The following is a 20,244-nucleotide window of genomic DNA, read 5'->3' on the forward strand; positions in this document are numbered from 1 at the left end:
TATGTGGCGGTATTTTATTTAGAACAGGGGCGGGGTTTTCACGGAAGAAAGTTTTTCTCGGCAGGTACATTTGTAGTTTGGGGATCCATTGCTTATCAACATGGTTTTGTCGCGATTGCCATTCAGATGACGATGTGCTTGGGAGGCCTTGCCGTTGGGATGTTTATAGCACCTGCTTGGCAGAAGTCCCATGCGTTGACAGCGGCGGAATTTGTATCGCGTCGGTTAGGCATCCGTGTACAAAAGTTTTATAGCTACCTGATTCTCCTAATTTCGTTGATGTATACTGGGGCTTTTCTGTATCCGGTTGCGAAAATTATCAATGTTTCCACTGGCTTTTCTATTGAAGCTTGTATTTTGGTATTGGGTGTCCTTATTATCTTGTATACGGTAGTTGGGGGGCTTTGGGGCGTTATGATAACAGATGTTGTTCAATTTATTGTGCTGACGGCTGCGGTTATTATTGTTGTTCCATTGGCCTGTGACCGCATAGGCGGTGTCGACGCATTGATTACAAATGCGCCACCAGACTTTTTTAATATCGTGAACGAAGAATATTCCTGGCTTTTTCTGTTAGCATTTGCTATCTACAATGGAATATTCATTGGGGGAAACTGGGCTTATGTGCAACGTTATACGACGGTGGACAGCCCTAAATCAGCCAGTAAAGTAGGGTATCTGTTTGCCGGTCTTTATCTTATTAGCCCCTTTATCTGGATGTTGCCCCCGATGATTTACAGAATTGTCAATCCGGAGTTATCTGGGTTAGAGAACGAAGGGGCTTACTTAATGATGTGTAAGGAAGTGCTCCCGAAGGGACTTATCGGGCTCATGTTGGGTGGTATGGTATTCGCTACAGCAAGTTCGGTAAACACCACCCTAAATCTTGCAGCTGCGGTATTTAAGAACGATTTGTATAAATCTTTCCGTCCGCAGACTAAGCCGAAGCAATTAATGTTGATTGCAAAGACTGCCGTTATTATGTTTGGTATTATAACGATTTTGGTAGCCTTGATGGTACCTTCGGCCGGTGGTATTGTAGAGATTGTATTGAGTGTGGGAGCCGTAACGGGTTGTTCGTTATATGGACCACCGATATGGGCATTATTTTCTAAGTATCATACGGGGCCTTCTATTCTTTGGTGTACGATTTTAGGATTGGCAATCAATGTTTACTTGAAATTTTTACATCCGCTGTTAACCGGTATTTCGTTAAGTAGGGCAGAGGAGATGTTAGCCGGTGCTATAATTCCTTTTGCATTGTTAGCTGGATATGAGGTATGGGCAAGGAGTCGGAAGGAAATTGCTCGTGATTATATACATTATAAGGAAGAGCAACAACGTATCGCAAACCAACCAGAGGAAGAAGATGCAGAGGAACAGAGCAGTGAAGAGCAAAACCGTTATGGTTTAAAAGTCTTGGCCCGTACCATGGTTATCACATCGTTGATCTTTATTGTGTTAGCGCTTATTGCAGACCATAAAGCGTTATGGATTACCTTATCTATTGGCATTATCGTAGGGCTAGGAGCGCTATCTATTTTTCGGTATACAAACAAAAAATTAAAGGCAGACGTCTAGTCTGCCTTTAATTTTTTGTTGATTTTAATGCTTACTCCGCAGCAAGCGTAATTTTTCGTTCTACAGAAACGTTATCACCCGTTACAGCATTACCATCTTTATCAACAAGTGTCAATTTAAATGTACTTTCACCCATAGGGAGGTTCAATACTTCGTAAGGCACCCACTGGTCCAACAAGAATTCTTGTCCGTTAATGTCTGCTTTAACCTTATTGCCATCTGCACCTAAAGAACCATTAACAATGAAAAAGTCTAATAGTAAGGATTTTGTGTCATCTCCTTTGTATTCACCTTTCGGGCGACTATAGAATAGAGCCGCTTGTCCTGAATCAGGTAACTCTTCAATTTTAGCATCCGCAGTAACTTTAAACTTTACTAATTTGGAAGCGTCATTTGTTTTGATCGACTCATGAAAAGAGCGTGATAAAAATGACATCAAATAGTGCTCGGAGTTAAGGGCGACCGTCACGCTATGTTCAGGCTTATATAATGCCGCATAGGGCGCATTATCTAAAATGAAATGAATATGCTGACCCTCATGTGAATTTGCCATATGGTGATCGTGCTCTGTTTGAGCCGTTAACTCAAAATTACTTACATCATATTTAACGGTAACTTTTGCAGAATCTGTTCCTACTTTTTCAGCAGTGATAGACGATATCTTTAATGTTGCCCCCGGGAACTCCTTGGAATGTGCTAAGGGATTTACCCCAATACTTCCAACAGAGTCAGCTAGAGCCGTGGTGTCTTGCGTTTCACCATCAGTATTCTTGGTGGTAGGATTACATGCCACAAGCGTTGCTGATGCAGCAACAAATGCTAAGGCAGTTTTCAAATTGGTCATTTTCATACCTTTTGATTTAATTATTTTTATGATTTACTACTTCTGTTATTGAACAAATATAACGGAAAAAAGTTTTACTATGCAAAAACGGAATCTAAAGCGATTTGAATGGCCGCGATCGTTTGGTCCAAATCTGCAGCGGTGTGTGCACTGGAAATGAACCCGACTTCGTATCCTGACGGACCGAAGTATATCCCTTGGTTCAGCAGCGAACGGTGCATCACTTTATATTTTTCCATGGAAAGTGGATCAATTTCGTCGGCTCGCTTGATACTTGTTTGATCGGTAAAAGCAAACCAGAAAATAGAGCCAACCGTGAAAATCTGTACCGCATAGTTTTTCTGTTTTATATAAGTGCGTATGGCTTCGACAAACTCTTGAGTTTTTGTTTCCTGTTTGGTATAAAAGTCGGGCTCTGCTAATACGCGTAGCGCGGCAATACCCGCGGACATAGCAACGGGGTTTCCGGATAGGGTGCCCGCTTGATATACACCGCCGTCAGGCGAAATATGTGCCATAAGTTCTTTGGAAGCTCCATATGCGCCGACGGGCATACCTCCTCCAATAATTTTTCCGTAGGTAATAATATCTGGTTGTATATCGTAGTATTTTGCTGCTCCTTCGAAGCCTAAGCGAAAACCAGTGATTACCTCATCGAAAATGAGTAAAGCCCCTTGTTCTTTCGTAATTTGACGTAAGAAATGAATATAGTCTTTATCTTGAATAAGCAGGCCATTGTTTGCGGGAATACCCTCGATGATAACGGCGGCTATCTGCTCGGGAAACGAGGTGAAAACCTCTTCTAGAGCCTGCTTATCGTTTAGTGCAATGACGATTGTTTCGTCAGCAAATGCTTTCGGCACACCGGCAGAGGATGTTTCACCGAACGTCACTAATCCAGAACCGGCTTTCACCAATAAGGAATCAGAATGACCGTGATAACAGCCCTCAAATTTTACAATTTTGTCCCTTTTTGTATAACCTCTTGCCAAACGGATAGCAGACATGACGGCTTCTGTTCCGGAGCTCACAAAACGAATTTTCTCGATGTAGCGATTATGGGTTAAAATCAATTCCGCTAGCTCGTTTTCCAATCGGGTCGGCGCACCAAAACTCAGACCTTTGTTTAACTGTTGGGATACCGCTTCGCGTACCTGATCATGGTTGTGCCCTAAAATTAGCGGACCCCACGAACAGCAATAATCGATAAATTCATTACCATCAGCATCCCATATCCGGGATTTATCGCCCCGTTCAATAAAAAGCGGCGTACCAAATACTGATTTAAATGCCCGGACGGGAGAGTTTACCCCCCCGGGGAAATAATTTTTTGCCTTCTCAAAAAGTTCGGCGGATTTTTTTCGGGAAATATCTTGTAGTTGTTTCATTTTGCAATTTGTTAATTATAAACTTTATTAGGTTTTAAGGGTTGTACTACACCATCCTTAACACCTGATGTCGCATCAAAAGCTTTGGCGGATGTAGAAATACCATTATTGTAATATCCCTTATGCCAAAGGTTTTAAGCGACGAGGTTTTGGTTCTTTTTACGGGAAAAAGAACATACTATAACCATTTCTTTTCCAACACCTCCTTCGCATGATACGTTAAGATCGAAGTTGCACCAGCACGACGAAAACTCATTAATGTTTCCATAATAGCACGTTCTTCATCCAACCAACCATTACGAATAGCGGCTTTCAACATAGCGTATTCACCGGAAACATTGTATGCCGCAATCGGTAGATCAAAATTATCGTGCAATAATTTAATAATATCCAAATAGGGAAGTCCGGGTTTAACCATGAGGAAATCGGCCCCTTCTTCCGCGTCCAGCTGGGCTTCGATGAGCGCCTCGCGTGAATTTGCCGGATTCATCTGATAGGTCTTTTTGTCTCCGGCCTTTGGTGCCGAATTAAGCGCGTCGCGGAAGGGGCCATAAAAAGCTGAAGCATATTTTGCGGTATATGACATAAGCGAAACGTGTGAAAATCCGTTTTCGTCAAGCAACTGGCGGATATAACCGATGCGTCCATCCATCATATCGGATGGTGCAATAATGTCTGCACCTGCTTCTGCATGAGCAAGAGCCATGTTGCCTAAAACAGCTAATGTTTCGTCGTTCAAAATAACCCCATTCTCTACAATACCATCGTGTCCGTCCGAGCTATACGGATCCATCGCAACATCCGTTACCACACAGGCTTCGGGGAAATTTTTCTTTACCTCCTCGATAGCTCTTAAATATAAATTTCCCTTTTTATAACTTACCGTGGCATATTTATCTTTCAGTGAATCGTCTATGTTGGGGAAAAGATCGAAGGCGTATAACCCAAGCTTCATACAACTTTCTACCTCGCGTAGCAAATTATCTATAGAATGTCTATATATCCCAGGCATGGAAGAAACTTCGGTTTTCTGGTTTTGTCCTTCTATGATAAATAGGGGGAAAATAAGATTGGCAGCCGAGAGATGATGTTCTTGAATCATATCCCGAATAACCGCAGATTTTCTATTTCTTCTTGGACGTTGCAACATGTTAGTGGTATTTAGATGTTTGTGATGTGTTTCTACTTCTCGTGTTTTAAACCTATTCATAGTCTAGTCCAAAAATAGCTTCGGATAAGCCTATTTCATCGGGTGTGAAAGGAAGTGTATAAGGTAATCCCATAGCCTCTATTGCTTTAGCCGTAGAATGGCCAATGCAAATAATTTTTTGTCCGGGATCGATGAGGTTTTCTTGGAAATAGGCCATAACATTGCTGGGACTTGTAAAAATAAGCACCTCAGCATTGGTTTTACCCACATTTTCCTGTACTACAGTTTCATAGAAAGGCATATCAATCACTGTCGTCTCGGGCGTAAGCGCGTTTTGGATAGACATTAAAGAATCTTTCGCCCGGGGAATAAAAACCGTTTGACCATCAACAAGTTTAGCGAATTCTTTCGCAATATCTTCTGTCTTGATCCCTAAATTATCGCCAGAAAAATCAGCTACACGACCATACTTACGTAAAGCGTCTTCTGAACCTCTGCCTAATACGGCAAGTTTGGTTTTTTTTAAGATCCAAGGTTCTAATTTGAAGAAATGCTCAATAGCATTTTTGCTATTAAAGAAAATCCAATCCGCCCGTTTGAGGATAAAAGAATCTAGCTTATTGATCGTCGGATAAATTTTGATTAACGAACGTGCATCCACCTGAATGTTATGTTTCGCCAAATAGCGACCCAAATAGGAATTTTCGTCCAAGTCGCGTGTAATGAAAACACTACTTGGCAGCTTTCTTTCCTTTTGGAATTTCGCAAAAATACGATCAGCCATTCCATTGGTGCTTTCTGCCCGTGTATATAGACGATTTGGGAAATCTTCATTGTCTTCCGCAATAGATGTCCAAGCTTCGTATTGACCATCGTCTGTTTCACGACAATAGCAACCTAATGGAGCATGACAACCGCCATCGAATAAATTCAGTACTTTTCGTTCCACGGCGATGACGTCCGCCACGTTTTTATCATGTATTTTCTGCAAAAGATCAAACAGCTCCTGGTCCGTTTCCCGAATCTGTACGGCTAAGACACCTTGTGCTGGAGCAGGAATAACCTCTATAGGTGGAATTTCCTCCATGTGAAAATCGGATAAATCCATCTCTATGCGGGAGATACCCGCCTTTGCCAAAACAATAGCATCATATTTCTCATCGCGTAATTTCTGGACACGTGTTTGTAGATTACCACGCAGGTCCGTGAACTCTAAGTCAGGCCGCAAAGATAATAATTGGGCTTTACGTCGATTGGAGGAGGTGCCGACGGAGGCATTGTGTTTCAGCGACAGTCTTTTTTTTATATCTACACAGTCCTTGTGAACAATTAGCAGTTCCGACGGATCTTCCCGCTCCGATACGGCCGCAATGATTAGCCCCGGAGGATTGACTGTCGGCAAGTCTTTGTGGGAGTGAACAGCCAAATCAATTTGCGCTGTTAGTAACTCTTCTTCGAGCTCCTTGGTAAAGAATCCTTTACCCTCCAACTTATCCAATCGCAAATGTTGAATGATATCCCCTTGGGTTTTAATGACTTTTAATTCGGATTCTACACCAATATCCGCCAACCTTGCTTTGATAAACTCCGCCTGCCATAAAGCCAGTTGGCTGCCTCTAGTTCCGATAATAAGTTTTCTGTTCACTGTTTACTGCTGCTTAAATGGTTTGAAAATATTTGTGGGAGTAAATTTAACCAAATAGGGATACAATCCCGACTGTCTTTGTCAGAATTATGGTATATTTTTTCTTTACGCGATATTAGTTGATCTCCGTTTGGGAGTTTTGAACCAAAATTTCTTTGGCCATAACCATGGGTACTTTAATATATTTTTTTTCCATGTAGCTGATGACCTTTTCCAATATTTCGCGTGCTTGAGGATCGAGATTTTGAAGGTCTTGGGCAAACACTTCATTTACGGCAAAGGCCCGGATCTCTTTGATTTTTTCGGGTACCTCACGCATCGCAACTTCGACACGGCGCTGCTTCACAACCGGTAAAAATTCCTGAATATTTTGTTGGATAATCGCATCGGCATTTTCCAGTTCGGCGTAACGGTCTTGTTTGTTTTTTTCGGCAATAGCTTGCAAACTGCTGACTTCGATGTATTGCATAGGAAACTGTGCCACTACTTCGGCGTCGACATCATTAGGCACCGCTAAGTCAACAACTACTTTTCTGTCCGTTTCTCCTTGAAGCAGGGATTGATAAAGGTGCGTATTAATGATTGCTTCTGGCGCACCAGTACATACAATCATGACATCAAATCCTTTTTTGTAATGCGCCAATTCTGATAAAGAATAAGCCTCTGCATTTAATTCCCGCGCTAATTTCTGCGCATTTTTCAAGGTGCGGTTGAAAACAACAAAATTTGAATGTTGATGCTTCTTTAAGTATTTCGCCAAATTTTGATTCGTTTCTCCCGAGCCGATAACTAGAATGCGAGGATTTGGCGGTAGTTTCGTTTCTTTTAATTTACGATAAGCTAACGAAACGACGGAGATAGGGTTACGAGAGATATTTGTGTAGGTGTAGACTTCTTTAGCCGTCTTAACCAAACGATCCATAACCAAGCGTAAATAGTCGCCTGTAAAACCGGCTTTTCGGCATCTTTCATAGGCACGGCGTACCTGTGCCAGAATTTCTTTTTCGCCAACAACCAGACTTTCTAGCGAGCAAGACATACGAAATAGATGATTCAGTGCATCGGTATCCGTATAACGGGTAACCTGTCCTAAATAGCATTGCAGGCGCTCTGCAGGGACGCAGAAGTTCATTTGTTGCAGGAAATCAGCCACAAATTCATCATTTAATTCATGTCCCCCACAAAAAACAAATTCAACGCGGTTACACGTTGCGATATAGAAAATCTCCGGAATATCCAACGTAGTTTTCAGATTCACTAAGCGATCTTCTAACTCTTCGTTGCAGATGACCAAATTCCCCAAGTCTTTTAATTCGACATGCTTATGGGTAAATGCTATTACTTTTAAATTCTTCAAGGCCTAGATCTTGCTCCATTATTTTATCCCTGCAAATGTAGACTAAAACCCCTTGTTTTCTGTCAAAAATCTGTCAATACAATGAATTTAGAATGGTTTTAAATAGTGTTAAATATTTGTTAATATGTTGTTTATTAATATGTTATGTGTTTATGGTTTTAGCAACGTGATTAGAATCATAAATTCAAATAGTAATAAATGAGATTGGTCATTATTTTTTTACCGACATTATACCTATTTAACGTTGATTTGGACGGTGGGAGATAAAATGCTCCTTCAGTTTGTCTAACCCAATGTTTTCCTCTGGTTTATCCAATTCATAACGCCATACTTTTATTCCTAAAAGGCTGTCATTTTCTTTAGCATGAAGGAGGTCGAGGGGTTTTACGCGAAACTCCTTATGTAGGATGGGGGTTGCATTGTGCGGTAATACACTGTAACGAAGGATTTGTATTTCAAAATTTGGCCATTTACCGACGGTCGTAAAATTTGCGGAATAAAACTGGACGAAATCGCTAGCTAATATCTTCTCTGCGAATATTCCTGTACGTTTTGTACCGTTAATTTCATTTGCGATTATCAAAATATCATAAGAAGTATGGTTAATAAAGAAAAACTTGGCAAGACCATCTTTTTGTTCGCCGGCTATACCTAGATAAATTCCACGATCTACGAAAGGAGCATTGGTTGTCGTTATTTTTGTTTCTGTCATTTCATCATCGTCTCGGCGCATATTGCCGTGTACCAACGTAATCTTATTGACAGGGACAGGGATTTCAAAACCAGAATCATCCGTCACCCCAATAATATCATTGTTCTGAAAAGAAGTGATGTGCCCTTCAATGGGTTCGTCTACAAAGCGAACAAAATCTCCAATTTTAAATTTCATCTATTTATTTTCTTTTTAGTGGCTCATGAGAACGCTCCGGATAAGATCGGGATCGATTTCATGTCTAATTATATTATAATCTATAAAGCAAACGGTTCAGCTTTTTGTTTTTGCAGAAGTTCATAGTAGGCCGAGCCGGCAACGAACTTTGCGCCTAAAGAAGCTAAGTGTTCACTGTATATCTGGCAATCAATTAATTCGAAATTAAATTGTTGACAGAGATAAATCAAGGCTAGTTTAGACGCATTGGATACATTCGAAAACATACTTTCTCCACAGAATATCGAACCAATCTGTACCCCGTAAAGTCCACCAACTAGCGACCCACTTTCATCGTATGTTTCTATGCTGTGCGCGTAGCCCAATGTATGTAGACGAATATAAGCTTCCTGCATGTCCGTTGTAATCCATGTGCCTTGTTGGTCCTTTCGTTCGATCGTTGCACATTGTTTTATGACCTCCGTAAATGCCGTATTATGTGTCGTATGAAAAGAGGAGCTGCGTATAAATTGGCGCATGCTCTTTGTTATTTTCAGTTCCTTTGGATCGAGTATAAAGCGTTCATGCGGAGCATACCATAAAATAGGCGTTTCTGTAGAAAACCACGGAAAAATACCATGCTCGTACGCTAATAACAATCGTTCGGCGCTCAAATCTCCGCCAATGGCGAGTAAACCATCGTCATCCGCCAGCGAAGGATGAGGAAATAGAAGACGGTCGTCCAAAGAATAAGGCATAAGGAAGTACGATAACGGGTTGATTAATCCGGTTGTCTAGGTTCCTTGCTTATTTTTTCAAATAATTTGTCCATGTGCTCCACATATTCATTGGTGTCGTCCAGGAAAAATTCCAACTCCGGAACAATCCGAGCTTGGTTTTTAATTCTCATGCCCAACTTATAGCGTATCTCACTGGTCTTGCTTTGAATCTGTTTTAAATCGTCTTTTGCTGTTTTCGTATTTAAGAAACTTAAATAGATACGGGCGATGGCCAAATCTGGCGTAACCCGTACTTTTGTTACGGTAATAAAAGCTCCTGGGGCCCAAGAATGGCCATCTCGTTGAAGTAGTGCCGCAAGATCTTCTTGAATGACTCCTGCAAATCGTTGTTGTCTTTTGCTCTCTGTTCCCATATTTGTATTGATTACAATGCCATCACAAAGGTACTACATAAATTATATATAAAAAAAAGCGTATCACCCTCTCCGTGATACGCTTCAGAACAAAATTTGTTTATAAGTGGTCAGCCTTATTTCTTTCAAGTTTTAAGACCTCCGTCTATCACATTTTAGTTTGTTAGCTTTGGTGAAAATAAAGTGTGAGTATTAACTCACTTGTCTTTATTTTTATTTTTCCATTTCCCCTTTACGCCTACAAACATAGGGATATAAATTATTCACGCAAAGACATTTTTTAAAAAAAAGTAAGTGATCACTTTTTATATGATCACGGTTGGTGTTTTTAGAAGTACTAAATAGACCTTATGTTTATTGGGGAAGATTCAATAAATTTGTGACAGAAAAGGGAATTATATTACCTAATAAAAGGGTGTTTGCTCTCATAAAAAAACAAGAACTAAATGAAGATTTGGCAGAAGAACATTGATGTAGATTCGTTTGTAGAAACCTTTACAGTCGGTAACGACCGAGAAATGGATTTGCATTTGGCGATGGCCGATGTGTTAGGCTCATTGGCGCACACGCAAATGTTGAACAGTATAAATTTGATGAGTGACGCTGATTTAGCGGTTGTTCAGCATGAATTAAAACAGATTTATCAAGATATTGTAGCGGGAGATTTTACCATAGAAGATTCGGTGGAAGATGTGCATTCCCAAATTGAGATGTTGCTTACACAACGTGTGGGAGAGGCCGGAAAGAAAATTCATTCGGGAAGATCTAGAAACGATCAGGTTCTGGTTGACCTCAAACTCTATTTTCGTTCCGAAATCCAACGTTTAGTCGAGCAAACCGATACACTCTTTCAGAAACTGATACAGCTTAGCGAGCAATATAAACAGGTGTTAATTCCGGGTTATACGCATTTACAGATTGCTATGCCTTCCTCGTTCGGTTTGTGGTTTGGAGCTTACGCAGAAAGTTTGGTGGACGATCTGGAAATGTTAAAAGCGGCATGGAAGGTGTGTAATAAAAATCCATTGGGTTCCGCCGCTGGGTATGGATCCTCCTTTCCGCTTAACCGTAAATTGACGACGGAATTATTAGGTTTTGATGATTTGAACTATAACGTAGTCTATGCACAAATGGGGCGAGGAAAAACAGAGCGTATATTAGCGCAGGGAATGAGTGCTATAGCCGCTACGTTAGCCAAATTTGCGATGGACGTATGTCTGTTTATCAACCAAAATTTTGGCTTTATATCTTTCCCTGCTCACTTAACGACCGGATCCAGTATTATGCCCCATAAAAAGAATCCGGATGTGTTTGAACTGATACGGTCACGTTGTAACAAGATTCAAGCGCTACCAAACGAAATCGCACTCATGACGACAAATTTGCCGTCAGGCTACCATCGGGATTTGCAACTATTGAAAGAGAATCTTTTTCCGGCATTCCAATCATTAAGCGATTGTTTAGAAATTACAGCTTTTATGCTAGAGCATATCTCTGTAAAGGAAAATATTTTGGACGATCCTAAATATGATTATTTGTTTAGTGTAGAAGTTGTCAATAATGCGGTATTAGAAGGTGTTCCTTTTCGAGAGGCTTACCGCCAGATAGGGTTGGATATTGATAACGGAACATTTCAGCCCTCAAAAGAGGTGCATCATACGCATGAAGGTAGTATAGGAAATCTTTGTAACGATGAGATCGCGCGGATGTTTGAGGAGGTAAAAGCGGCATTTGGCTTTGACAAAGTGGAGAAAGCCCTGGATAAACTTGTAAAATAAGCTATAAATATAAAAAGGGAGATGATTTACATCTCCTTTTTTATGGAAAATTTATATATCGTTTCCGATTCGAAAACTTGCCCAGGTTCCAATAGAACGGATGGAAATTGCGGACGGTTCGGACTGTCAGGATAATGCTGTGTTTCAAAACAGAATGCGGATCGCGATGAATATGAACGGCCGGATTTGCCAATATCTTTGCCGGATAAAAAATTCCCTGTATAAAGTTGTATCCCCGGTTCGGTAGTGAATACTTCTAAGCGAATCCCCGAATCGGGAGAATAAGCAGAGGCAGCTACTTCTGAAATCGGTTGTTGATTCACCAAAGTGTGGTCGTAGCCGTTCCCTCGTGTTAATTGTTCTTCATCTTTATCGATGTCCGCTGATATTTTCTTAGGTGTACGAAAATCAAATGCAGTTCCATCTACTGGTGCTTCACTGTCCAATGGTATCTGATTTTCGTCAATAGGCAGAAAATGGTCGGAAGGAAGATGTAGGATGTGATGGAGCACATCATCCTGGCCTTCGCCATTTAAGTTGAAATAAGCGTGATTTGTAAGATTGATAACGGTTTTTTTGTCTGTCTCCGCTTTATATCTGATAATAATTTCATTATCTTCTGTCAATTCATAGGAAACGGTTACTTTCAAGTTTCCGGGAAATCCTTCTTCGCCATCTGGAGAAACATAGCAAAAATCTATTTTCTTTTTGAAAGATGTACGTCTATCCCACACTCTAGTGTGGAATCCCGTTGGGCCACCATGCAGACAGTTGCGGCCGTTATTTTGTTGTAGGGTATACTTTTCGCCGTCCAAATGAAAACTGCCGTGGGCAATACGATTGGCAAACCGTCCTATCGTTGCACCATGGTACTGCTCGTCAGCTTGCAGATACGCGTGAATAGAATTAAATCCCAATACCACATCTCGGAGATTTCCGGCCTTATCAGGAACTAAGATGCTGACAATGCGGGCGCCATAATCTGTAAAGGCCACTTGCATCCCTGTGCGATTCTTTAAAATAAAGAGATGTGTTTTTTTACCGTCGATTTTATGTTCAAAATCTTGATAATCCGGAAGTGAGTAGATAACCATGCTATGTAGGATTTACGCCATAAATATAGGGAATAAGCTTGATAAGCTCAAAAAACTTGTCTTTCTTGCTTTCTACTGATTTTCGCAACAGCCTTTTGTTTATACACTATTCGGACGCTATTCGCCCATTCAATGATGATTTACCGTGTATTTACCGGGGATCTACCGGGGATTTACCGTGCGGCACACGGTAAATCCCCGGTAACTTATCGGTAAAATGTCAGTAATCTTCCGAACAACATGCGAATAAGGTGTGCCGCAAGACCCCAGAAATTCTAAGCGTACGCGTAGGTCTTTAAAAGACGTTTACTACATTGCTTGTTGCGTATTGACGGATGTCAAAGCCGTTAAGTACGTTGTCGATGGCGCTTTGAGCATACGCAAAATGGGAAACCATATCCCATTGTAATTTTATGGAATCAAGATTCGGCGCTAGTGGTGTCAAGATAGTTCTTCATCATTGCGTCTACACGGCACTTGATTTTGTTTCTAAAGCTTTCGGGAGATAATACTTTCGTTCGCTCGCCGTAGGATAAGATTAGTGTTTCTAATTCAAAATTAGGTATCACCTCGATCTCGATGATCAGGCCAGTTTCGTCATTCGATATTTTCCTTAGTGACCCATGAGGCGGTTTTGAAATCACGTACGGAGCGGCAGATGCGGTAAACCACAGTCGTATTTTTTGGACTTTATCCGATTCAAATGATACACCCACAATGTCTTCAAAATACTCGTCGAAATCCCATTCTTCATTTTCAATGTATGGGTGGTTTCCGTACTCTATAGATATGATGCGGTCTAGTGCCAAATTGGTTAAATTAGCATAATCTTTATTTCTTCCAAAAAGAAACCATCGGTTGTTATATTCACGCAGATGATAGGGCGATAGTTCGAAAATGGTTTCTTTTGCGCTCTTGTAAGATTGGTAACGAATATGCAGTGGTGTTTTATTTAGAATCGCATGAAACAATTGTCCAAGATGCTCTATGCCTCTAAGGTACCTGTTGCTGTCATGGCTCATGATCAGCCGATCACTCTTCTCCAGGAAAAATGTTTCTTCCAGTTTGGATCCCAGTTCCTGTACCCAGCCCATTTGAGGTATTCCCTCTATTTTTAATAAGGTTTCGATAGCGGTTTTCAATTGTTGTACTTCCGCAGCGTTCAATCCTTGATTATACAGTTTGAAATTTGGATCACTGTACTTGTAGTACGATTTTCCATCTTTTTTATAGGATACTATTGGTGCTTCACCTCCCTCACGACTGCGTAGATATTTTAGGTCCCCCCGCAAGGTCCTTGTGCTAACGCTACTATTAGCTCCATTTATCTCTTGAAGTTCCTTGTTTATACAGTCTAGTAAGTCTTCGAAGCTATATCGTTTCTGCGGATTTGATAGGCAGTTGTCTATAATTCTGTGTCGTATCAGTGCCTGTTTATTGATCGCCATAATAATAAGCGTATTGGATTTTCCTAAAGATAATAAATACTGTGCAGATAGATTGCACAGTATCATAATAATTTTGTGGTCATGGGCTTTATTCTCTCATTCATTGTTTTATCCTAAAAAAAATACGTATTTTGTATCCGCAAACAGTTTTCAATAATTCTACAATGAGCCAGCCGCATATCTATACCAAAGACGATATTGCCAAAATTGGCAATACACTTGTTTATTTTGCAGAGCGTGTGCCGGATCTGTCTAAGACCAAATTGTTAAAGCTCGTTTACCTACTCGAAGAGACCTCGATCCGCAAATGTGCGCGTCCTTTCTTGAATCTAGACTTTGAAGTCTGGAAACTTGGCCCAGTTGCTAAAGATTTGTTTTCCGACCTAAGTTCTACCGAGCAATACATGCTCAAAGATTTTGTGCGGACGCACCCCGAGGAAGAGGGTAGGACGTACGTATCGGCCATTAGAGATTTTGAGGATGACGAGTTCTCCGATGCAGAGCTTTCTATATTGGATGATGTCATCGATCAGTTTGGACACCTTACGGCTAAAGAGTTGGTTGCGCTTACGCATAGTCCGCATTCTCCTTGGACCATTACAGCCAAGCAGGAGGGTGTTTTAGATGATTTGTTGAATGAGCGGGTGATCACTACCGACTTTAAGATTGACTTCAATACGTTGCTGGACGAAGAAGGGCAAGAGGCCTATGCACAACATCTCGAATATCTGAATGCTTCTAAGTCCTTAAAATAATGCGCTTATGTTTACTCCGGGAAACATACTCTATTTTACGCCGTTTTATTTTAAGAATGGTGCCGCCAGTAAAAACAAATACTTCATCGTACTGAAGGATATCGATGGTCAATTAATCTTGGCATCATTGCCCACTAGCAAGATTTATCTCCCTCATCGTATTCCAGAAGATCATGGCTGTATCGAAGTGCCAGAGGGTTGTATCAATTGTTATCTTTTCGTCCGTGATCGCATAATCGGACAAAATGGTTTTGCATTCCCAGTACTTACAGCTATTTATGGTCAGGAGATTGATATGTATGACAAGCATGTTATACAAGATCAGTATCCATTGGAAAAAGTCCATTATAAAGTTCTTGACTGTTTATTGCCTGATGAGCTGGAAGCATTGTTGACTTGTTTAAGAAATTCAAGCTCCGTGAGGCGTAAATATAAGAAGATTTTGTAGCATAGAATTCTCTTCCAGCTGATCTTCGAAGCAGAAGCATTACTATGGCTTGTTGAACTAGTTGTATCCAATACTCCTCTTTACCAAACTAATTATTTGAAGTAATTTTTCCTGTCCGATGTTTTTTAGCGATTGGTAGGCTTCTCTATGGCAGTAACGATATTTTTTTTCACTTCCACAGAAGCATGGTGAAGTGCGTGATGGAGTACCGTTTTTATAAATATGTACTAATAAAGAATACGCTGTTTTCAAATCATTAATTTTTAAAATATCCTGTATTGATTCTAAAATACCCTTTACACCGTGAGATCTTTCGTGTAGGAAGTATCCCTCTTTTTCTCTAAAACTTTGATTATGTAAATAGGGGAGGATGTGATCATGAATAAACGTGGCAACCGTGATGCCTTTTGAACAATGAATGGATTCTTCAATAGGCGTACAAATACAGAAATGGCCATCTTCGTAAACATGCCAGTCAATGTTTTTGGGTAGACGTCCAGAAGTTTCATAAACCAATGGAAAGTTATTTGGATAATCATCGCTGCAATCAATCTTTATGTGGTAAGCATCATACGACGCACCATATTCATCTCGTAAAGTGATTTTTCCCTTCAAAAAGGGAAGAGAACCTTCCCGACTACGCAACTGCAAGTCGGGAAAAGTCCTTATAGCTTCCGTAGCTTCTTCTGTGAAGTTTATATAAGCTTTATTCATAACCAAAGGGATATGATGTAATCGCCCCAGTTGCAGCAGCAACAGAACTCCGTGAAGTGCTCTCTTCCTTATCTTCGCCAAAGGGGAATCTATCTCCAAGATGTTTTCGCCATAGTTTGCCCGCTTTATACTGGTTCGTTGCACGAATAGCAGAGTCTGCATCATCAATGAATTTATTCAGTGCCTCCATGAATTTGTCTTTATTGGCATAATTCTCCAACAGGTCATCATTCGGTACAGCTGGCACAATACATTTGAAATCGAAGCGGAGTTCTTTTCTGATCTCTTTCAATATGTCGAGTACTGTGATGTCGTCCCTTTCGTTCAAAACAATCCTTTCCTTTGCGTTTGTTGCTAATATGGTCAAGGCTAATCCGCTAGGCATTTTGAATGACTGGTCGTCGGCCCACCCTTTCAGATATTTGATGCTACGTACCAATCGGCCTTCTTTGTCTTTCTTTGACACAAACCAAGTTACCATAGCCTTAGGGTCACTATCCTCAAAACCCACTCCTTTCACCGCGATTTGGTATTCTTTTCCATCTTCTTTGCAATATACAGGATGGTCAATCTCGTAATCATTAGCGAAAATCGAGCGGACACATTTTTTGCGGTTCTCCGGTGCAGTATCTGTGTATCCTTCAACAGCCTGTCTTACCCATTCTTTGAGTGTAGATGCTGCCACATCAGGTGCTCTAAAGAAGTAAATACCATCATCTAAATCGCAGATGTCTTCCGCTGTACGGATACCATTTTTCATTTTATAAGAACCCTGTATATAGAAATATGGGATATACTCGGGGTGATTTTCTTTGAACCATTTTCTTATCCTTGCCCGAAGACCTTCTTTAGAGTTCTTCATTCTCTCGTTCTTTTTTGAGCCTATAGATATATCACTATGATAATCTTGAAATAAATTGTGACAATTTGCCATATCGTTATTGTTTTAAAAAGTTTAGAATTTCCGTTAGTCTGTTTTTAGCCAACTCTTCCCCGATAGACTTCATGCGGTCTATATGCTTCTGCTTTGAGGAGTTAAGCTCGATGTTATCACCTTTCATATCGTGTTGGATACGTAGGTGACTAAAAGTATTCCCGATTTTACCCAAGGCACGTTGGAGAAAAAGAAGATATTGTTCCGTGATTTGTGCTTGTGTGTCCAATACTAAGTCTACTAATTTAGGGTTTGGGAATAGCCAATCGAATACGTTCTTTGGTCGCCAAGAGCGCTTGATAATCTGCTTTCCTTGCCCTGTTCCTAGTGATAGGATTGATATATTGCCAATTGAAATGTTCAGTTTGTCTGTAGCCTCAAACACGCCAATTAGTGCCGGATTGTTAGCGAACACACCGCCGTCAATCATGTTGACATTTGTCCCTTCTCCCAATTCGTTTTTAAACGAGAACGTGTGGGGAGGGAAATAGACTGGAGCAGAGGCACTCGACATGGCTACATGGTACGCTGGGAGTTTATAATCTCTTCTATACCCTGGATGGTGCCTAGTTTTGAATACGTTTATTGCACCATCGTTTCCATTGAAGGCTGGGACGCAGACTCTTGCTTTAAGGTCATTCATCAAGGGGTCTCGGCCTCCATTTGCATCGGCATATACTTCTCTTAACTTTTTCAGCAGCTGTTTATTACTGTATATCGCATTAAGGAAAGCCCTGCATTTACGGGGAATAAACCGAAAGAAAAACCTCGGGAAGATAATCTTTGCATTGTCCTCGTAAAATTTTGCCAAATCTTTTGCGGGTATTCCCAATGAAATTCCTATTGCTAGGATAGCTCCAGTAGATGTGCCACAGATTAGATCAAAATGCTCGTATAGTTTTTTCTCCGGCTCTTCCTCCTGAAGTTCTGCTTCTAGCTCAGCTAAGACTTTGGCGGGGATAAGTCCTCTTATCCCGCCCCCGTCTATAGAGAGTATTTTGAATTTTTTATTAATATCTTCTCCCATGTTAATTTAATTGAAAGGTTCCCCACATACTGATGCCCAGTTTGGGCCAAATTGAGTAGAAATACATCTTTCTAAATTTACTCCCAAAGATTTAGTGGTAGAGAGTGCTTCGTCTCTGGCTGCCTCTGCTGTTTTATTCGCGTGGTAGAGCGTTGTGTTTGGGAGATATATTGTTTTACAATTCTTTACCCCAGGGATACTGTCCTTGTACCCTATTTCAAACATCTTTTCTTTAAATTCCCGATGTTTATTAGGAATGTCGTACGTAATTATTACTGGCATATTCTTAAAAATTATAAGGTTTAAAAAATAGAGCTATCTTTCTTAGATAGCTCCGACTATCTATCTGGATTTTTCTACTGTTTCCTTAACAGTTGTTTTAGGATGTTTATCCGCATAAGTCTTTGTTACGAATTGTCCTGTTCCTGCATCACGATGTACAGATGTTTTCTTTGCCATTTGTTTATATCTCCTTTCTTACCATCTATATGGCTATTTGTATGCCAATCGGGAAAAGTTGAATTTTAGCTTGTTTTAGCCATTTTTTATGTCAATATTTGATTTTAATATATCAAATATTGATATGAAATTACTTATATCTTGGATTGCAGCAATGCATGATTTTCAAAGGGACGAAGAATCGAAGAAATTTATTGGTGTTGATAAAAATGGTCCTAATTACAATTTCCATAAAAGTTTCTTTTCTCACGATAAGCACATATTATTATCGTCTAACAATGGAAAAGAACCGGACCCTCTTGTCGAAGGACTCAGAACATGTTTGATAAAAGACTTTCCGGATCATTTAGTGGAGGTGAGATATATGGAAATAAAGGATGTCATAAACATTCAGGAAATAAAGAGCAGGGTCGAGGGATTGCTTTTGAGAGAATTCGAAAATGACCAAATCGATATTTTCTTTTCCCCCGGAACATCTGCTATGCAAATTTCTTGGTATCTAATCCACGAATCACAGCTTTTAACAACAAAGATGTTTCAGGTTCGTCCTCAGAGATTTTCTAAAACAGGTAGGGCAGAACTTTTAGAAATGCAAGTTATTAAATCAACGATACCAGGAGGTAGTGTTATCAAGGAAGAGGGAGTCGGTCATCATAAAGAAGATTATGTCATTACTGAGTCATTAAAACAAGTATACAGTCATGCAGAAATGATAGGTGGAGCAGATCAGGTAACAACTTTAATTTATGGCGAAAGTGGAACAGGGAAAGAGCATTTGGCTAACTATATCCATAATCGTTCTGCTAGAAATGATAAACCATTCATAGCCATTAATTGTTCTGCTTTTACAGATGAGCTTCTTGGTTCTAGATTATTTGGTCATAAAAAAGGTTCGTTTACTGGAGCAATTGAGGATCACATGGGTTTATTTCAAGAAGCAAGAGGAGGAACGATTTTTTTGGATGAAATAGGTGACATTTCACCATATATGCAACAATCATTGTTAAGAGTCATCCAAGAAAAAAAAGTGCTTGGTGTTGGATTTAACAAAGAAGTGGAGATTGACGTTCGTATTGTTGCTGCGACTAATAAAGATTTATCATCCTTGTGTGCAGAAGGAAAATTCCGTTGGGACTTATATTATCGACTTGCGATAACGGAACTTATTTTACCACCTTTAAGGGAACGGAAGGAAAGCGAAAGAAAAGAATTGATTGATTTTTTTCTAAAAACTAAAAAGATAACCTTTAAACGGTCGAAGCAGCTCGTTCTTGATAAAGAAGCACTGCGCATCATTTTGAACTATCCATTTCCTGGTAATGTTCGTGAGCTGGAAAATCTTATAGAGAGCTTGTATGTTTTTAATTCCGAAACAGTTATTGCAAGGGCACTCCCTCATAGGCTATTGGTTCCCGTTGATAATCAAAAAATGGATTTAAAAACTGTTGAGAAACTTCATATTATTAAAGTGCTAAAGGTTACCAGAAGTAAACAACAGGCCGCCAAATTATTAGGTTGTGTAATAAATACCCTTGAAAAAAAAATAAAGGATTATCAAATAGACTCTTCGTTATTTGTCAAAAACGTTCATTGATGGTTTT

At 40.1% G+C, this 20,244-nt stretch carries 18 protein-coding genes; 5 read left to right on the plus strand and 13 right to left on the minus strand.

What is annotated here, in order from left to right; all coding sequences use genetic code 11:
• Window positions 1-3 precede the first annotated feature (3 nt).
• A complete protein-coding gene (locus tag H8B06_RS15990; RefSeq protein ID WP_317170940.1) occupies window positions 4-1,581 on the plus strand; it encodes a sodium:solute symporter family protein in 1,578 nt (525 codons plus the stop codon).
• Window positions 1,582-1,612: 31 nt separating this feature from the next.
• Here the strand turns inward: H8B06_RS15990 and H8B06_RS15995 are convergent, their stop codons facing one another.
• The 8 genes from H8B06_RS15995 to rbfA all read right to left on the minus strand — a co-directional run bounded on the left by H8B06_RS15995 (window position 1,613) and on the right by rbfA (window position 9,986).
• Window positions 1,613-2,431 carry a hypothetical protein gene (locus H8B06_RS15995; RefSeq protein WP_190995217.1) on the minus strand — a complete coding sequence of 273 codons (819 nt, stop codon included), beginning with the start codon at window positions 2,429-2,431 and terminating at the stop codon, window positions 1,613-1,615.
• 71 nt (window positions 2,432-2,502) lie between these two features.
• A complete protein-coding gene (gene hemL, locus H8B06_RS16000) occupies window positions 2,503-3,813 on the minus strand; it encodes a glutamate-1-semialdehyde 2,1-aminomutase (protein ID WP_190995218.1) in 1,311 nt (436 codons plus the stop codon).
• Window positions 3,814-3,991: 178 nt separating this feature from the next.
• Entirely contained in the window at window positions 3,992-4,963 is a 972-nt protein-coding gene (gene hemB, locus H8B06_RS16005; protein ID WP_190995256.1) for a porphobilinogen synthase, read from the minus strand.
• 52 nt (window positions 4,964-5,015) lie between these two features.
• Entirely contained in the window at window positions 5,016-6,608 is a 1,593-nt protein-coding gene (hemC, locus tag H8B06_RS16010; RefSeq protein ID WP_190995219.1) for a hydroxymethylbilane synthase, read from the minus strand.
• Window positions 6,609-6,723: 115 nt separating this feature from the next.
• The gene (gene hemA, locus H8B06_RS16015) at window positions 6,724-7,965 is read right to left on the minus strand and encodes a glutamyl-tRNA reductase (RefSeq protein ID WP_190995220.1); all 1,242 of its coding nucleotides are present in this window, start codon (window positions 7,963-7,965) and stop codon (window positions 6,724-6,726) included.
• A 238-nt stretch (window positions 7,966-8,203) separates the two neighbouring features.
• On the minus strand, window positions 8,204-8,854 hold the full coding sequence (locus H8B06_RS16020; RefSeq protein WP_190995221.1) for a hypothetical protein: 651 nt from the start codon (window positions 8,852-8,854) through the stop codon (window positions 8,204-8,206).
• 80 nt (window positions 8,855-8,934) lie between these two features.
• Window positions 8,935-9,591 carry a leucyl/phenylalanyl-tRNA--protein transferase gene (aat, locus tag H8B06_RS16025; RefSeq protein WP_190995222.1) on the minus strand — a complete coding sequence of 219 codons (657 nt, stop codon included), beginning with the start codon at window positions 9,589-9,591 and terminating at the stop codon, window positions 8,935-8,937.
• A 23-nt stretch (window positions 9,592-9,614) separates the two neighbouring features.
• Window positions 9,615-9,986, minus strand: a complete 372-nt coding sequence (gene rbfA / locus H8B06_RS16030; protein WP_130143110.1) for a 30S ribosome-binding factor RbfA — start codon at window positions 9,984-9,986, stop codon at window positions 9,615-9,617.
• A gap of 446 nt (window positions 9,987-10,432) precedes the next feature.
• Between rbfA and argH the strand changes: the two genes are divergently transcribed.
• Entirely contained in the window at window positions 10,433-11,764 is a 1,332-nt protein-coding gene (gene argH, locus H8B06_RS16035) for an argininosuccinate lyase (protein WP_190995223.1), read from the plus strand.
• 26 nt (window positions 11,765-11,790) lie between these two features.
• Here the strand turns inward: argH and H8B06_RS16040 are convergent, their stop codons facing one another.
• Together H8B06_RS16040 and H8B06_RS16045 are read right to left on the minus strand one after the other, a co-directional pair.
• Complete coding sequence (locus H8B06_RS16040) at window positions 11,791-12,858, minus strand: aldose epimerase family protein (protein ID WP_190995224.1); 1,068 nt, start codon at window positions 12,856-12,858, stop codon at window positions 11,791-11,793.
• Between the two features lie 419 nt (window positions 12,859-13,277).
• Entirely contained in the window at window positions 13,278-14,372 is a 1,095-nt protein-coding gene (locus H8B06_RS16045; protein ID WP_190995225.1) for a helix-turn-helix transcriptional regulator, read from the minus strand.
• 98 nt (window positions 14,373-14,470) lie between these two features.
• Here H8B06_RS16045 and H8B06_RS16050 point away from each other — a divergent pair, with 98 nt between their 5' ends.
• Window positions 14,471-15,061, plus strand: a complete 591-nt coding sequence (locus H8B06_RS16050) for a Panacea domain-containing protein (protein ID WP_190995226.1) — start codon at window positions 14,471-14,473, stop codon at window positions 15,059-15,061.
• A 7-nt stretch (window positions 15,062-15,068) separates the two neighbouring features.
• Window positions 15,069-15,509 carry a hypothetical protein gene (locus H8B06_RS16055; protein WP_190995227.1) on the plus strand — a complete coding sequence of 147 codons (441 nt, stop codon included), beginning with the start codon at window positions 15,069-15,071 and terminating at the stop codon, window positions 15,507-15,509.
• A 57-nt stretch (window positions 15,510-15,566) separates the two neighbouring features.
• Here the strand turns inward: H8B06_RS16055 and H8B06_RS16060 are convergent, their stop codons facing one another.
• The 3 genes from H8B06_RS16060 to H8B06_RS16070 are packed head-to-tail and all read right to left on the minus strand — an operon-like array spanning window position 15,567 to window position 18,184.
• Window positions 15,567-16,223: an SEC-C metal-binding domain-containing protein gene (locus tag H8B06_RS16060; RefSeq protein WP_190995228.1), complete on the minus strand. Its 657-nt coding sequence runs from the start codon at window positions 16,221-16,223 to the stop codon at window positions 15,567-15,569.
• Window positions 16,216-17,157, minus strand: a complete 942-nt coding sequence (locus H8B06_RS16065; RefSeq protein ID WP_190995229.1) for a cyclic GMP-AMP synthase DncV-like nucleotidyltransferase — start codon at window positions 17,155-17,157, stop codon at window positions 16,216-16,218. The genes H8B06_RS16060 and H8B06_RS16065 overlap by 8 nt, the downstream gene beginning before the upstream one ends.
• Before the next feature lie 4 nt (window positions 17,158-17,161).
• Window positions 17,162-18,184: a CBASS cGAMP-activated phospholipase gene (locus H8B06_RS16070; RefSeq protein WP_190995230.1), complete on the minus strand. Its 1,023-nt coding sequence runs from the start codon at window positions 18,182-18,184 to the stop codon at window positions 17,162-17,164.
• A gap of 547 nt (window positions 18,185-18,731) precedes the next feature.
• Here H8B06_RS16070 and H8B06_RS16075 point away from each other — a divergent pair.
• Window positions 18,732-20,237, plus strand: a complete 1,506-nt coding sequence (locus tag H8B06_RS16075; RefSeq protein WP_190995231.1) for an RNA repair transcriptional activator RtcR family protein — start codon at window positions 18,732-18,734, stop codon at window positions 20,235-20,237.
• Window positions 20,238-20,244 lie beyond the last annotated feature (7 nt).

It is taken from the genome of Sphingobacterium micropteri (genome assembly GCF_014692515.1).
GTDB classification, from domain to species: Bacteria; Bacteroidota; Bacteroidia; order Sphingobacteriales; family Sphingobacteriaceae; genus Sphingobacterium; species Sphingobacterium micropteri.